The following is a 14,932-nucleotide window of genomic DNA, read 5'->3' on the forward strand; positions in this document are numbered from 1 at the left end:
CATCATCATGAATACAACCCAAACACTCGAGCAAATGCAACAGCTCCGCCTACATGGCATGTATGAGTCCTACAAATCCCAACTGGAACTGCCCATGGATCAGCAACTGGAAGGTCATGAACTGCTGGCCCATCTTATCGGATCCGAACAACTGGCCCGCAGCAACGAGAAAACGGCCAATCTTTAGCGATTGGCCTGACCTTGCCATAGAAGGTTTTTGACAGGCGGGGTTCTACGATGACGGCGCCAAAGCAAACCATGGAATATTTGTGTGGGATTGGTCCGTCTGCTTCGACGTCGACTACGATGTGGCTCATGTTTTATATATTGTTGATTATTTTGAATCACACTCGACCGTATTGGAGTTGTTGAAGAAGAACATGCTCATTATTGGCCAGGGGTTCGGTATAAAGTCCGGTATGAGTTCGGTGTAAAGTTGGGAGATAGTTCTGAGAAAGTTGGTATTATTTATCGGCAAATCGGGCGTAATAAAAAGGATAGGTTATTTAATGCTTACCATAGATTGTGCAAAGTATTCGCGGAGGGCTTCATCACACACAAATATATAAGTACCTCTAATGCCTCGCAACATTAATGTTTTATATATATGCAGAATATAGTTTTTTAGTTGGTCGCTATTTTTAACATTGTTCTTGCCATTACGGTCATGGTAGTTGTCTTTATGTATGATAATTTCCTTATTTGCCTTGTCATACGCAATCTCAGGCCCAAAGATGATACCCGTGTAGTTAAGATCATAACCTTGGGTAGTATGGATACAACCCACTTCATTAATTGCATTGGTTGAATGGACCCAGTCGATACTCACACTATTCCATTTTAATTTTATGCCTTGCAGCTGAATGTCGTATGCATTGCGATTGTGACGGGAAATCCAAGGCCAAGCATAACCTGCCACCATTCTTGCCAATTCATATTGTTCATTCTTCTTTTTGATCTGCGTAATAAGTTTCTGCAGGTCATGGAAAAGGAAAAACTCATAATTCTTAAAGCTGAAGTTTTCGTCGTCTTTCGGTATCCTCGCGGAAAGTAACTGCTTAATAAAACGGACATACCTGATCCCTCCTCTTACACGGAATTGTGAATCCAAAAATCTGGTTTGCGTCCGATCTTTATTTTTAAGGAGGTCAAAGGCTTCAATTGGAACATCAGAGGGCTTAATTGATTGGTCTTCATCGTAAAAAAGTACAGTCTTGTCAGATTGTTTTATAACCCAATCAAGTTCATTGTTTACCTTGTTATTTAGACCAAGCTTAGCACTGACTTGATCAAAAACGCCAAAATAGGCTCCCAAATTGACTCGCTGCCGCAAACGGTGTGATTCGTCAACCAAAACAAAGTCGTATCGTCGGTGGGCAAGATCAGCTGGGCCTATAACCATATCCGACCTAAGCCCTTTTACATAGCCGAAAATCTTTTGTACAGTTTTTCGAAATGAAGACATCGGAATTATCAGGGCCATTTTTGGATTTGGATATTTCCTTTTTAGCTTAGTCACCAGCGAGAAGATCTCCGTATCTGCAGGCCCAAAGTCTATAAAACTAAAATCTTCTATAGGTGTATTTAGCAGTTTGAACAAAAAAACGGCTAAGATGGATTTGCCTGTACCGGCGCCCCCCTCGATAAATACGTTTCGATATTCATCATTCAGAAGTGAATCCAGAATGACCAATAAAGCATCGACCTGATCGCTGCTTAGAGATTTGTAAGGAGAATATTTGAAAAGGTCCGAATTATCGATGGATTCAAGTGGATGTTGAGCTATTTTTAATTTTATCAGATTGCTCCATATGGATCGAAAAATTGCAGCATATACTTCGTCCTTTTGAAAATAATTGTGATTAGCCAGTCCAAGGTTTGCATTCAAAAGTTTATATCTTCCATCTCCGGACAGATATTTAATAAGGTTTGCTTCCAGGTCAAGCGTTGCAGACTTGTTAAATTTATTACTAGTAATGATATAGGCGTCACTAAGCTTTTTCTTTTCCGAATGGTTATTGTGATGATAAAAACGCGTTACTATGTCGGTCGTCTCGCCAACATATGCATATTTGTTCTTAGAGGCTGTTTCACTTAACAGATAGACGATGGGCCAAAATTCCTGAGCATACCATTGTTCGGAAAGCGCTTTTACAACATCATTATCGAAGGAGATCCGGTCGATATTAAACTCTTTGCCGGCAATCATAATTCGTTGTATTTCCTAGCCGTGCCTTTGGCCTTGTCAACGGGGTATTTTTCGGCATTTTTTGACATCTTATCCATCATGATCTGTTTGATGTCGAAGCCGTACTTTTCAGCTAACAGGAATGCGAAAGTCAGGACGTCGGCAAGTTCTTCCTTAACTTTTTCCGGATTGGCTTCATCTGCTGCCTTCCAAAGGAATAGTTCCAGTAGTTCTCCGGCTTCCACGTTGATGGCGAGAGCAAGGTCCTTTGGATTGTGGAATTGCTCCCAGTCCCTGTCGTTGCGGAATTGGAGGAGGGATTCGGTTATGAATTTGATATCATTCATTGGTCGGTCAATTGTGTGCTAACGGTATGACTTACAGTATTATGTTTAAGAACATGTCAATAATAAAGTTATGTTTTAATCTGGGCATTGACATTTTTTTAAACAAGGAATTTTTATTTCAGGATTGCAACGATCGCAGCCGCCCAATGGGTAATCAAAGGTTTGGTGCGGGATGATCAAAATTATTGAAGGTTTAATAAATTAAAGAAGAATACGCTGGTCCTGGCAGATATGTACAAATAAAAAAAGGACCACATTGCTGTGATCCTTTTTTCGCGGACCGGACGGGACAATGACTGACCGCCGGAACCTGCGCCTGTATTATATTTCAAGATAACGATCGGATGACTACCCGAATCCCTACCCGGGAGATCTGATATGATTTGGATCGTTTTAGGACTAAGAGCTATTGCATGACAAAGGTAGAAAATAATGGTGATGTACGCAACAAGGGGAAAGGGTAAGGGCGCGGCCGCCCGCTACTCTTATATGGAATTTCCCAAAACGAAAAAGGGCAAAAAAGAAAGGCGCCGCCCACAGCCTGATCTTTCATTGCGCGTATAAAGGACGGCTCTTGTGCGGCTGGCGCTGTGTTTATGCCGCGGAATCGCCCCGGGCTGTATCTTGCGCCGCTTTTTTGGTCTTTTGGGTTGGATGTTGGGATGCTCTTCTTATTATATTGTACCCGCTAGGAACTCTTTCAGATTAATCTGTTTGATACCCTTAAATGTATTCCTGGACTGAATTTCATCCATGGTAACAACATATTTTGGATAATTGTCGGGAATAGCGGCAAGGTTTCCAAATTCGCGTTTGATTATACTTTCATCACCCAGTTGGTAAGCGACCTGCACATATACCCGTTCACCATTTTTCTCGGCCATGAAGTCTATTTCTTTATCACCGGATTTTCCGACGTAAACGGTGTGTCTGTTTCTTAGCAAATGCAGGTACACGGCATTTTCCATGAGCTTGCCTATATCGCCGCGGTAATTAAATGGTCGAATGCTGTTGCGTAAGCCTAAATCCTCAAAATAAAACTTTTCGCCAATCTCAAATATTTTCAGGCCCTGGATATCAGCCCTCGATACCTTATGAACGAAATAGGCGTTCGTCAGGGCCTTCAGATAATTGATGACAGATTGTGTCGGTATATTGATCTGCTGCGATTTAAGATATTTGCTAATATTCTGCGCCGAAAAAAGGCTGCCTGTGTTATCGGCCAGGTAAGTGACCAGATTTTCCAAAAGAGACACGTTCCGGATATTTTCCCGACTTACCACATCCTTTAATAAAATGGTTGAATACAGGCTTTTCAGGTATTCGAAGACTATTGATGGGTCCAGCCCGAGATGATATTGGTAAGGCATACCTCCCAACGTCAGATACAGGTTTAAGTTTTCCTTGCTATCCACTATCTGGTTAAATTCCAGAAACTCCGCATAGCTTAAACCATGAATGGAGAACTCCATATATCGGCCCGCTAACAGAGTGGCCAATTCGCCCGAGAGCATCTTGGCATTGCTGCCGGTACAATAGATATCGCATTCTTTCAGGTTTAACAGGCTTCTCAGGCAGCGTTGAAAGGATTCAATTTCCTGCACTTCATCTATAAATAGGAAGTTGTCCTTCCCTTCCAACAGGTGGTCCTTGACATACATATGCAGATCCTCACTATTCCTGAGCCCTGAAAACTCTTCCAACTCTTTGTCTATATAAAGGATATTGGCGTCCGGATGGCTCTGCCTTATTTCTTCAATGAGCTGTTTAAGCATATAGCTCTTGCCGATCCTTCGTTGTCCGGTGATAATTTTGATCAGGTCCTTTCCGATAAAGGGCTTGATCTTCTCCATATATTGCTTCCGGAGAATAATCTTTTCTTTCATACGGTATAATTTATAAATCTGCAAAAATACAGATTTCTTCAATTATAACATAATAAATTGATGAATCTGAGAATTTGTCAAGTATAGATAGTGATGAAATTGGATAAATTGGCCCATGATTAAAGCATATACATAATACAAGTTGTTTTTATAATTTAGTGTAAATCATTTAGTTATTATTTTAATCTGGTTCGATTCGGCGTATGAAATAAGCATAATTCAAATAGTTTTTTATCTTTGATTCAACCAATGAACCAAAATCCTGAACAACTTGCCAGGGATCATATTGACAGCCAATTATCGGCTTGCGGATGGGTTATTCAGAGTAAAAAACATATTAATCTTGCTGCTGGCTTGGGGGTCGCTGTGCGAGAGTATCAGACCGACGTAGGACCGGCAGACTATGTACTATTTATCGATAAAAAGCCCGTAGGTATCATTGAGGCCAAACGTGCAGAAGAAGGGCATCGTCTGACTGTGCACGAAGACCAATCCGCCGAATATGCCGCCGCCAAACTGAAATATTGCAACAACGATCCCCTTCCTTTTGTATATGAAAGCACCGGGGATGAGACGAGATTCACAGATTATCGGGATCCCAAACCTCGTTCCAGACGCCTGTTTACCTTTCATCGACCGGAGACCTTCCAGGAATGGATTCGCCAACCGGCATCCTTGAGGGCGCTCCTACGGAAAATTCCCGCCTTGCCAACAGAGGGTTTGCGTGATTGTCAGATCAATGCCATTCACAATCTGGAAAAGTCCTTTAGAGATAACCACCCTTTGGCCCTGATACAAATGGCGACCGGTTCGGGTAAGACCTTTACCGCGATCACATTCATTTACAGGCTATTAAAATACGCGAAAGCCAAACGCATTCTTTTCCTAGTGGATACTAAGAACCTGGGCGAACAGGCCGAACAAGAATTCATGGCCTATTTGCCCAATGATGATAACCGGAAATTCACTGAACTCTACGGAGTGACACGCCTCAAAAGCAGTTTTATTCCCGGCGATAACCAAGTCTATATATCCACCATTCAACGAATGTATTCCATCTTACAAGGAAAGGAATTGGATGAAACGGCAGAAGAAGTTAATCCCAACGAAACCCGATTTGAAGTCAAAGCACCACCTTTACCTGTTGGGTATACAGAAAAAGTACCGCCGGAGTTTTTTGATTTCGTTGTGATTGATGAGTGTCATCGGAGTATCTACAATCTTTGGAAACAAGTTCTGGATTATTTTGACGCCTTTCAGATAGGGCTGACTGCCACACCGGACAACCGTACTTTTGGCTATTTTAACCAAAACCTGGTATCCGATTATGGCTATGAAAAGGCGGTGATCGATGGGGTCCTGGTACCCTACAATGTTTTCACCATCGAAACCAAGATCACCCGGCATGGAAGTCGAATCACCATGGGAGAGAAAGTAGACAAGCGGGAGCGGCTGACCCGGCGGAAATTCTGGGAAGCGGTCGATGAGGATTTGGAATACAGCGGCAAGCAACTGGACAAGGATATCGTTAACCCAAGCCAGATCCGATCGATTGTACGTGCCATCAAAGAAAATATGCCGGCCATGTTTCCCGATAGGTTGGCACAGGATGGTGTATTCGAGGTGCCTAAAACTCTTATCTTCGCGAAGACCGATTCTCATGCCGAAGATATTATCGAGATTGTACGGGAAGAATTTGGGGAAGAAAATAAATTCTGTAAAAAGATTACCTATAAAAGTGTGGATGACCCGAAGACGGTGTTGAGCCAGTTTCGTAATGATTACTATCCTCGTATAGCGGTTACTGTCGATATGATTGCGACTGGCACCGACATTCGCCCTTTGGAAGTTCTGGTTTTTATGCGCGATGTTAAGAGCCGAAGTTACTACGAACAAATGAAGGGCCGCGGGACGCGCACCTGCTCGCTGGAGCAATTGAAAGCCACAGGCACGCCTTCAGCCAAATTTACCAAGGATCATTTCGTTATCATTGATGCGGTGGGGGTGGAAAGCTCCCAAAAGACAGATAGTCGACCGCTGGAAAAAGAGCCGGGACTGTCACTTAAGGATCTTTTGCAAAACGTGGCGATGGGAAATACCCAAGAAGATATTTTGAGTTCTCTAGCCAACCGCCTGATCCGCCTGGATAAACAGATTAACGAAAAAGAGAAAGCCAATTTCATAACCCAGGCGGGTGGGCTGACAATCAACCAGGTAGTCCGACAGTTGCTTAATGCCTATGACCCCGATACGCTGGAGAATATCAACCATAACTGTCAACGGACCATGGTTGGCGAGGCCCCGATAGAGATAGCAGCAGCCATCCGGGCAAAAAAGCAGGAATTGGTGGAGGCTGCCGTCGCCGTATTCAACAACCCCGAGCTGCGGAATTATATAGTCGACGTGCGCAAAAAGTACGATCAGATTATAGATACTGTCAATCTGGATGAGATCACGAATATCGGCTGGGTAAAAGATCAGGAATCTGCCGCTGCCAGTCTCATACAAGACTTCACTGCCTGGATCGAAGCTCATAAAGAAGAGATCACCGCTCTGCAAATATTTTATGGACAACCCTATCGCAGACGAGAATTGACTTATGCGATGATCCGCGACTTATGCGAGCAGATAAAAATGGAAAGTCCACTGTTGGCACCCAGCCAGGTTTGGCGAGCTTATGAGCAATTGAAGCAGGCCAAGGGATCGCCAAAGAATGAGCTCATTGCTCTCGTATCCTTAATTCGCCGGGTAAGCGGGATAGACAAAGAACTGCTTGGTTATGATAAAACGGTGGACAAGAATTTTCAGGATTGGGTATTTAAGAAGCAAGCCGGTGCAGATATCAAGTTCACGGACGAACAAATGAACTGGCTCCGGATGATCAAGGACTATGTGGCTAGCTCGTTTAAGGTTGAAAAGGACGACTTTGAATTGGATCCTTTTAATAAAAAGGGGGGGCTAGGGAAAATGTGGCAGTTGTTTGGGGAGCAAACGGAGGAGATTATTGATGAGTTGAATGAGGTGCTGGCGGCTTAGTCAATTTCGGAATTATTAATATTGAAGAATTAGAGCAATGATTGAAGAAGTAAAAAGTATTTTGCCGGAAAAATGGAAATGGATAAAACTTGGAGAAATTTGCTCATTTGAATATGGTAAACCATTAAAAAAAGAAAACCGAGATGTTAATGGGCTGTTCCCGGTTATAGGGTCAAATGGCGTTGTAGGGAATCATACAGAGTATTTGGTTAATGGCCCTGGCGTAGTTATCGGTAGAAAAGGAGCAGCCGGAGAAGTTACCTTTATTAAACAAAACTTCTGGCCTATAGATACAACTTATTATTTAAAAATAGATACTGAAGGCTCGTTGCTTTATTTTTATCATTTATTAAAATCATTAAGGCTAAATCAATTTGAAAGATCGACAGCAATACCTGGTTTAAATAGAAACGATGCATATGATAAGTTTATACCACTTCCACCTATAGATATTCAACAAGCCATTGTTTCCAAAATTGAAGAACTCTTTAGCGAACTGGACAAAGGCATCGAAAACCTCCGCATCGCTCAACAACAACTCAAAACCTACCGGCAGGCTGTATTAAATACCTCAATTGTAGAAGAAAATGCTCAAACAATAGAATCCATAATAGAAAAGCTTGACCAAGGCTGGAGTCCGAAATGCGAAAACCAGTCTTCAACTGATACAAATGAATGGGCAGTAATTAAAACAAGCGCAGTCCAGCATGGATATTTTATTGATTGGGAAAATAAGAAATTGCCAAACGAATTAATGCCAAGGCAACAGCACGAGATAGAAGCTGGAGATATTCTAATTACACGGGCAGGTCCAAGGGTAAGAGTTGGAGTATGTTGCATGGTAAAAAAGGTAAGGCCTAAATTAATAAACTGTGATAAGGTATATCGAATTAGAGTAAACAGAAATAAAATTATCCCGGAGTTCTTCGAACTTGTGCTCAATTCCCCCCGTTACCAAGATAAAATAGAGCAAATGAAAACAGGTATTAGTGACAGTGGTTTGAATTTAACGCAAAAAGCATTTTTGAAAATTGAAATCCCCGTTCCATCAATAAAAAAGCAACAAAACCTTGTGCTGAATATTGAAAATCTCCTTGTCGTTGCTGACAAAATGGATGAAAGCATTGCCCAAAGCCTTCAACAGGCCGAGGTATTAAGGCAGAGCATATTAAAAAAAGCATTTGAAGGTAAGCTAGTTTAATCGGAAAGGTCATTACAAAAAATGAGTAACAGCAATTCAAACAATACATCGAATATAGTTAGCAAAGTCTGGGCCTTTTGTAACACCCTTCGTGATGACGGTGTCGGCTATGGTGACTATCTGGAGCAACTTACTTACTTGCTATTTTTAAAAATGGCAGATGAATACAGTAAACCACCACATAGCCGGAAGATGCCTATTCCTGCCAAGTACAATTGGGGAGCCTTGACCAATAAATCAGGTGGTGAATTGGAATTACATTATAATACTCTTCTCCGAGAGTTAGGAAACGAAAAAGGCATGCTAGGCCAGATTTTTACCAAGAGTCAAAATAAGATACAGGATCCCGCTAAACTTTACAAACTCATTGCTTTGATTGATGCGGAACAATGGGTGATGATGGGGGTAAAAGACAAAGGAGATATATATGAAGGACTCCTTGAAAAAAACGCTGAAGATACCAAAAGTGGGGCTGGTCAATACTTTACACCGAGGGCGCTAATTAAAGCCATGGTAATCTGTTTGCAGCCCGAACCAGGCAAAACCATCGCAGATCCAGCCTGTGGCACGGGAGGCTTCTTTTTAGCAGCTTATGACTGGATCACGGAGAACTACGAGTTAGACAAGGGGCATAAGCAATTTTTGAAATTCAAGACTTTTTACGGAAATGAAATTGTGGCCAGCACCCGGCGTCTGGCGCTGATGAATTTATTCTTGCATAATATCGGCGACATCGATAGTGATACCATTATTTCACCGAATGACTCCCTAATTGCCGATGCCGGCGTCCGGTACGATTACGTATTAGCCAACCCACCCTTTGGCAAAAAAAGCAGCATGACCTTTACCAACGAAGACGGCGAACAGGAGAAAGAGGACCTGACCTATAACCGCCAGGACTTTTGGGTGACTACTAGTAATAAACAGCTCAACTTTCTACAGCATATCAAATCTATGCTCAAAACAACAGGCATGGCCGCTGTAGTATTACCCGATAATGTGCTGTTTGAAGGTGGCGCAGGAGAAACTGTTCGAAAAAGACTTTTGGAGACGACCGATCTGCATACAATTCTCCGCCTGCCCACCGGCATCTTTTACGCCAATGGAGTGAAAGCCAATGTCCTATTTTTTGACGGCAAGGCTTCCAGCAAAACCCCATGGACAAAAGAAATATGGGTGTACGATTACCGAACCAATATCCATCATACCCTGAAGAAGAATCCGCTGAAGCTGGACGACTTAAAAGATTTTATCAACTGCTACAATCCCGGGAATCGCCATAAAAGAAAATCCACCTTTTCTGACACCAACCTTGAGGGACGGTGGAGAAAATTTACCTATGAGGAAATTGTTGCTCGTGATAAAACATCATTAGATATCACCTGGCTGAAAGATAAATCATTGGCTGACCTGCACAACCTTCCTGACCCAGATGAATTGGCGGAAGAAATTGTAGAGAATCTGGAAGCCGGGCTGGCGAATTTTCAAGCGATTATAGATGCCTTGAAGAAATAGTTATTTTAATTATTCTAATGGAACAGCGATTATCACTTTAAAAAATGCGCTTAGTATGGAAATGGAAGGCCCTCAACAATCCCCCTCCAGGCAAACGGCTTCTAAAAGTATTTACGCTGCTTTTGAGATTTTGAAGGCAGCCGGTGGTCATCTGCCGGGAAGAGAGGTTATAAATAAAGTAAAAGAGACTGTCTCTTTTACGGAATGGGAAAAGCAAATCCTGGAAAAGACTGGATATGTGCGTTGGGAATCCATTTTGCATTTTTTCACCGTTGATTGTACAAAAGCAGGATATCTACGAAAGAATAAAGGAGTCTGGTATTTGACGGAAGAAGGCGATAAAGCCATGGCCTTGGGCCCGACCAAATTATTAGACAGCGCAACAAAGGGATATAGACGATGGGCCGCTGAAAATAAGCAGACCAAAATAGAGAATCCCTCCATTCAATCAACGCCCATCGAGAGTGAAGAAAATGTAAAGCAGGAGCAAAAAGCCACCCTGGAGATTGTAGCGGAACAGGCTATAGCTGGAATCAAAGAATTTATCAAGGCCAAAAACCCGTATGAGTTTCAGGATCTTGTTGCCGCCTTACTTCGGGCCATGAAGTATTATACCCCCTTCATATCTCCTAAGGGAAAGGATGGGGGATTGGACATAGTAGCTTATACTGATCCATTAGGTGCTGTTGGCCCCAGACTTAAGGTACAAGTAAAACACCGTCCTGATAGTTCAATTCCTGTTGACGATATTCGGAGTTTAACTGGTCTATTAAATAAAGACGGAGATGTTGGGTTGTTTGTAACTTCTGGCTATTTCACATCGGAATCTGAACGTTCGGCCCGTGATAGCCACAGACACATCCGGTTGATCGATATCGACACTTTTATTGCCCTGTGGCAGGAGTTTTATCCTTTTATGAAGGATGAAGACAAAAATATGCTTCCACTTCAATCCATCTATTTCCTGGGTAGTAATGAATAATTTTTAAGATCCAGCTGGAATTTTCACTTTTGTCCCGGCCAGCAGTAAATGTATTTCTTGAATGAGTTTCCGCACGGCAGTCAAATGGTAACCAGAAGAATCTGCTTATGAAATGAGAAAGTAAAAAAAATGTTGTCTAAAACAGTACATCTTGCTCCGTGCAAAAACACGGTCAAAAAGAACAAGTGGTGATTACAACACTATATCTTGCTCTCTGCATAAAATAGGCAGAGTCATCCTTTTCGTTTTCAAAATAAGGGCGCTTCCTGGGATAAAACGGAGAGATCAAGGTCAAGATCATGGCTGAAAAGCTCCTTGATTTTTTTGACAATTTCCTGCCGGTTCACAGTTTTTTGGTTCCGACGCGATTTTAAATAGTCTTCCCTTGCCGCCATGGCAGCAGCCTCTCCAATGGTTTTGACCCGAAATTCTTTTCCGAACCAGCCTGCTAATTGGTAACCGATAATGATCGTCCCAAGGTCGAGGAACCCATATTTCCAATTAAAGAAAAATTCTATCAAAGAGGCAAGAAGGCCAAAGAAAAGTGTAACGCTTATCCATCCCTTCGGGTCCAGTATTTTTAATGAAAGGCCTGATTCTTTCCGGATCTTCAAAATTATATGCCGCCGGCGTTTTCTGGGGATTAACCCTTCAAGATCGGAATTTGGGGTAATCGTATTTTTCCCCAGAAATTGGATCTTGGCAATGGATTCCCGGATTTTATAGAAAGCCTGCTGTGTCGTGCAATCATCAGCATGTTCCAATTCGATCGAGGAAGAAATGATATCGCAGATATCACCGAAAGTTCGAGCATTTTTGAATGAATCTGTTGCAAGATTTAGACCGAACGATTTCTCGATTTTTACCAAAACATCTGAAATGTCGTCCGGATCGATATTTCTTAACTCTATTGTGTCAATGGCATTCACGGACGAATATTATTAAAACTTTCCGCTTTCACCAAAACGCTTCCGAAAATTTTTGAATGAAAAAAGGCCATACCCCGAAGGGCACAGCCTGAATCTGGTTATTGTACTACCTATATCGCAGCCCTATGCTTATCATCCGGCTGGCATTCCAGCTTCAATTTCCCGCCGATGAACAGCTTTTTGCGCAGGGCCTTCATATCGTTGCTGATCTTCTTTTTAGTGATCCGGGCGTAAATCTGCGTGGTGCGGATACTCCGGTGCCCGAGCATCTTACTAACGGTTTCGATGGGTACATCGTTTTCCAGGGTGACGGTGGTGGCGAAGGTGTGCCGGGCGATATGGGTTGTCAGTTTCTTATTGATCCCGCAGAGATCGGCAAGCTCCTTCAAGTAAGCATTATACTTGACATTACTGTTCACCGGCAGCAGGCGGTTAGATTCCCGGCAACGCTTGTCATGCTGGTATTTTTCAATTATGGTTTCCGGGATCGGCAGGAGGGGGACATCCTCCGGGTTGCCGGTCTTGACCCGGTTAATCTTGATCCAGCGGCCACCGTCATTTCCCGTCACGATATCGTTAAGGGTGAGATTATAGACCTCCTTATAGGCCAGGCCGGTAAAGCAACTGAACAAGAACACATCTCGCACCTGGTCCATGCGTTTGATCAGAGGTTTTTTATAAACTTTCCATATTTCCTGAATCGTCAGAACATCTCTTTCCGGTTGCTTGTAGTGGCAACGAAAGTCACGAATAGGGTTGGATTTGATCCAGCGGCCGGTAGCGGTGGTTAAGACCTGTTTGGTATTCCGGATATATTTCATAGCCGTGTTGCTATCCAGTTCATTCTCCACCGTGAAATAATGGAACATGTCCTCAGCGAAATTAGACCGGATCATTTCCAGAGGGATGTCCGACTTATTGTACTTGTGCAAGAGGAACGCCCCCAATTTCGCACGCGTAGTTTCCCATTTGGTGATCGTGCTTTTGGCCCGCAAGCCCTTCTGTTGCTTTTCTTTCAATCGCCCAATCTCGAAGTTGACGGCTTGCATAAAGGTTTTCTGTTCACAGGGTTCGCCTTCATTGCATGGCTCGACGAGCTTCCCTTTGTAAGATTTCCGGATCATTTCCGCTGTGACGTATTCGTACTGCGTGGTCAACAGGAAAAAATGCCTTTCGAGCTTGGCCTTGGTTTGGGTGATCTGGCTGTTCAGGAGCAGGACATCACGAGAGTTTCCTTTCACTCGGGTGGCTGTCTTATCCCACTGCTCCGGGAAAATACGTGCGCCCAGGGATATTTCTGCGCGCTGGCCCCTGTAGGTGACGCGCACATAGATGGGTACACGGCCGTCTTTGGACATTTCTGGTTTCTCCACCAGGAATGTAATAGAGAGATTTTCACTAACCTTCATAACACACAATTTTTTTAGGTTGATAAATGGAGCCCTAAAAAATCCTTACAATCTCCGAGGGTAGGAATAAAGTTACAACCAAGGGTAGGAATCCTGTTTCCTACCCCATAAGTTTGATATCCGATCCGTAAACTTGAAATGGAAAGTTTTGAAGATGCCCGATTTTAGTGAATTTTGGCTGATTTTGCACATAAAAAAAGGCACCTTGAAAAGGCGCCTTCGCGGACCGGACGGGACTCGAACCCGCGACCTCCGCCGTGACAGGGCGGCATTCTAACCAACTGAACTACCGATCCAACCTCCGTATCAAGGAAACCAAGCGGTTAAGCATGATTACCTGTCGTTTTCGGGATGGCAAAGATAGGAGAATTTTGTTTTTCTCCAACAAAATGTTCATAGAAAATCTGGTTCCCTTAATTTTACATTATCAGACCATCGAAAATAACTATGCCCCAAGCAAAAAATCGACAGTTCCTGGATTTTGAAAAACCGATCAAAGAGCTATTCGACGAGATCGAAAAGCTGAAGCAAACTGCCGAAAAGACCAAGGTAGACCTTAGCGACTCCATTAAGAAGCTGGAAGACCAGGTCATCGAGAAGCGCCGGGAGATCACCCAGCACCTCACCGCCTGGCAGAAAGTGCAGCTGAGCCGGCACCCGGACCGGCCATATACCATGAAGTATATCGAGAAGATGTGCACCAACTTCGTGGAATTGTTCGGGGACAGGAATGTCCGGGACGATAAGGCGATGGTGGGCGGGTTTGCCCAGCTGGATGGTCAGACGGTGATGATGATCGGGCAGCAGAAGGGTACCAATACCAAGATGCGGCAGATGCGCAACTTCGGGATGGCGAATCCGGAAGGGTACAGGAAGGCGCTCCGGCTCATGAAAATGGCCGAGAAGTTCAATAAGCCCATCGTTACCCTGATCGATACGCCGGGAGCTTATCCGGGTATGGAAGCGGAAGAAAGAGGACAAGGCGAGGCAATCGCCCGTAATATATATGAAATGATACGCCTGCAGGTGCCGGTGATTTGCGTAGTGATCGGTGAAGGGGCCTCAGGCGGGGCCCTGGGCATCGGAGTAGGGGACCGGGTATTCATGCTGGAAAACAGCTGGTATACGGTGATCAGCCCCGAGAATTGCAGCTCCATCCTCTGGAGAAGCTGGGATCAAAAGGAAAAGGCGGCGGAAGAGCTGCGATTGACCCCGGACCATATGTACAATTTCGGCCTTATCGATACGATCGTACAGGAACCCCTGGGCGGCGCCCATTGGGACTATAGTGAGGCGGCGGCACTGTTGAAGCCACGGTTGATAGAAACCCTGGCAGAGCTGCGTCAATACACACCCCAACAACGCGTCGAAAACAGGATAAAGAAGTACGGAAAGATGGGCTTCTGGGACGAAGTGCCGGCCTGACCAGAAGAACCCCC

The 14,932-nt window shown here is 43.7% G+C and carries 11 protein-coding genes and 1 tRNA gene; 6 read left to right on the forward strand and 6 right to left on the reverse strand.

What is annotated here, in order from left to right; all coding sequences use genetic code 11:
* Positions 1-7: 7 nt before the first annotated feature.
* Positions 8-187 (forward strand): P-loop NTPase family protein, encoded by a 180-nt coding sequence (locus Q4E93_RS16055; protein ID WP_303586869.1) that lies wholly within the window; start codon positions 8-10, stop codon positions 185-187.
* Between the two features lie 315 nt (positions 188-502).
* On the opposite strand, the gene Q4E93_RS16060 is transcribed toward Q4E93_RS16055, so the two are convergent.
* The 3 genes from Q4E93_RS16060 to Q4E93_RS16070 form a co-directional block, all read right to left on the reverse strand.
* Positions 503-2,209: a DUF2075 domain-containing protein gene (locus Q4E93_RS16060; RefSeq protein ID WP_303586871.1), complete on the reverse strand. Its 1,707-nt coding sequence runs from the start codon at positions 2,207-2,209 to the stop codon at positions 503-505.
* Entirely contained in the window at positions 2,206-2,535 is a 330-nt protein-coding gene (locus Q4E93_RS16065; RefSeq protein ID WP_303586873.1) for a nucleotide pyrophosphohydrolase, read from the reverse strand. Before Q4E93_RS16065 ends, Q4E93_RS16060 begins: the two co-directional genes overlap by 4 nt.
* 674 nt (positions 2,536-3,209) lie before the next feature.
* Positions 3,210-4,421, reverse strand: coding sequence for an ATP-binding protein (locus Q4E93_RS16070; RefSeq protein ID WP_303586875.1), 1,212 nt, complete (start codon positions 4,419-4,421; stop codon positions 3,210-3,212).
* A gap of 249 nt (positions 4,422-4,670) precedes the next feature.
* Here Q4E93_RS16070 and Q4E93_RS16075 point away from each other — a divergent pair, with 249 nt between their 5' ends.
* Genes Q4E93_RS16075 through Q4E93_RS16090 form a run of 4 tightly spaced genes read left to right on the forward strand, consistent with a single transcriptional unit; the run spans position 4,671 to position 11,155 of the window.
* A complete protein-coding gene (locus Q4E93_RS16075) occupies positions 4,671-7,457 on the forward strand; it encodes a type I restriction endonuclease subunit R (RefSeq protein WP_303586877.1) in 2,787 nt (928 codons plus the stop codon).
* A 37-nt stretch (positions 7,458-7,494) separates the two neighbouring features.
* On the forward strand, positions 7,495-8,658 hold the full coding sequence (locus Q4E93_RS16080) for a restriction endonuclease subunit S (protein WP_303586879.1): 1,164 nt from the start codon (positions 7,495-7,497) through the stop codon (positions 8,656-8,658).
* Positions 8,659-8,679: 21 nt separating this feature from the next.
* Positions 8,680-10,173 carry a class I SAM-dependent DNA methyltransferase gene (locus tag Q4E93_RS16085; protein WP_303586881.1) on the forward strand — a complete coding sequence of 498 codons (1,494 nt, stop codon included), beginning with the start codon at positions 8,680-8,682 and terminating at the stop codon, positions 10,171-10,173.
* Between the two features lie 55 nt (positions 10,174-10,228).
* Positions 10,229-11,155, forward strand: a complete 927-nt coding sequence (locus Q4E93_RS16090; protein WP_303586882.1) for a restriction endonuclease — start codon at positions 10,229-10,231, stop codon at positions 11,153-11,155.
* A 248-nt stretch (positions 11,156-11,403) separates the two neighbouring features.
* On the opposite strand, the gene Q4E93_RS16095 is transcribed toward Q4E93_RS16090, so the two are convergent.
* From Q4E93_RS16095 to Q4E93_RS16105, 3 genes are all read right to left on the reverse strand, one after another.
* Complete coding sequence (locus Q4E93_RS16095) at positions 11,404-12,084, reverse strand: hypothetical protein (protein WP_303586884.1); 681 nt, start codon at positions 12,082-12,084, stop codon at positions 11,404-11,406.
* Positions 12,085-12,194: 110 nt separating this feature from the next.
* Positions 12,195-13,493 carry a site-specific integrase gene (locus Q4E93_RS16100; protein WP_303586886.1) on the reverse strand — a complete coding sequence of 433 codons (1,299 nt, stop codon included), beginning with the start codon at positions 13,491-13,493 and terminating at the stop codon, positions 12,195-12,197.
* Between the two features lie 222 nt (positions 13,494-13,715).
* Positions 13,716-13,789, reverse strand: a tRNA-Asp gene (locus tag Q4E93_RS16105).
* A 151-nt stretch (positions 13,790-13,940) separates the two neighbouring features.
* Between Q4E93_RS16105 and Q4E93_RS16110 the strand changes: the two genes are divergently transcribed.
* Entirely contained in the window at positions 13,941-14,918 is a 978-nt protein-coding gene (locus Q4E93_RS16110; protein WP_303586887.1) for an acetyl-CoA carboxylase carboxyltransferase subunit alpha, read from the forward strand.
* The last annotated feature ends 14 nt before the right edge of the window (positions 14,919-14,932 follow it).

Source organism: Flavitalea plasmicola, assembly GCF_030546645.1.
In the GTDB taxonomy this organism is placed as follows: Bacteria; Bacteroidota; Bacteroidia; order Chitinophagales; family Chitinophagaceae; genus Puia.

Coding starts and splice junctions, on each gene's coding strand:
- Q4E93_RS16060 (WP_303586871.1), bottom strand. CDS start 2,209: ATGATTGCCGGCAAAGAGTTTAATATCGACCGGATCTCCTTCGATAAT.
- Q4E93_RS16065 (WP_303586873.1), bottom strand. CDS start 2,535: ATGAATGATATCAAATTCATAACCGAATCCCTCCTCCAATTCCGCAAC.
- Q4E93_RS16080 (WP_303586879.1), top strand. CDS start 7,495: ATGATTGAAGAAGTAAAAAGTATTTTGCCGGAAAAATGGAAATGGATA.
- Q4E93_RS16110 (WP_303586887.1), top strand. CDS start 13,941: ATGCCCCAAGCAAAAAATCGACAGTTCCTGGATTTTGAAAAACCGATC.
- Q4E93_RS16090 (WP_303586882.1), top strand. CDS start 10,229: ATGGAAATGGAAGGCCCTCAACAATCCCCCTCCAGGCAAACGGCTTCT.
- Q4E93_RS16085 (WP_303586881.1), top strand. CDS start 8,680: ATGAGTAACAGCAATTCAAACAATACATCGAATATAGTTAGCAAAGTC.
- Q4E93_RS16100 (WP_303586886.1), bottom strand. CDS start 13,493: ATGAAGGTTAGTGAAAATCTCTCTATTACATTCCTGGTGGAGAAACCA.
- Q4E93_RS16070 (WP_303586875.1), bottom strand. CDS start 4,421: ATGAAAGAAAAGATTATTCTCCGGAAGCAATATATGGAGAAGATCAAG.
- Q4E93_RS16055 (WP_303586869.1), top strand. CDS start 8: ATGAATACAACCCAAACACTCGAGCAAATGCAACAGCTCCGCCTACAT.
- Q4E93_RS16075 (WP_303586877.1), top strand. CDS start 4,671: ATGAACCAAAATCCTGAACAACTTGCCAGGGATCATATTGACAGCCAA.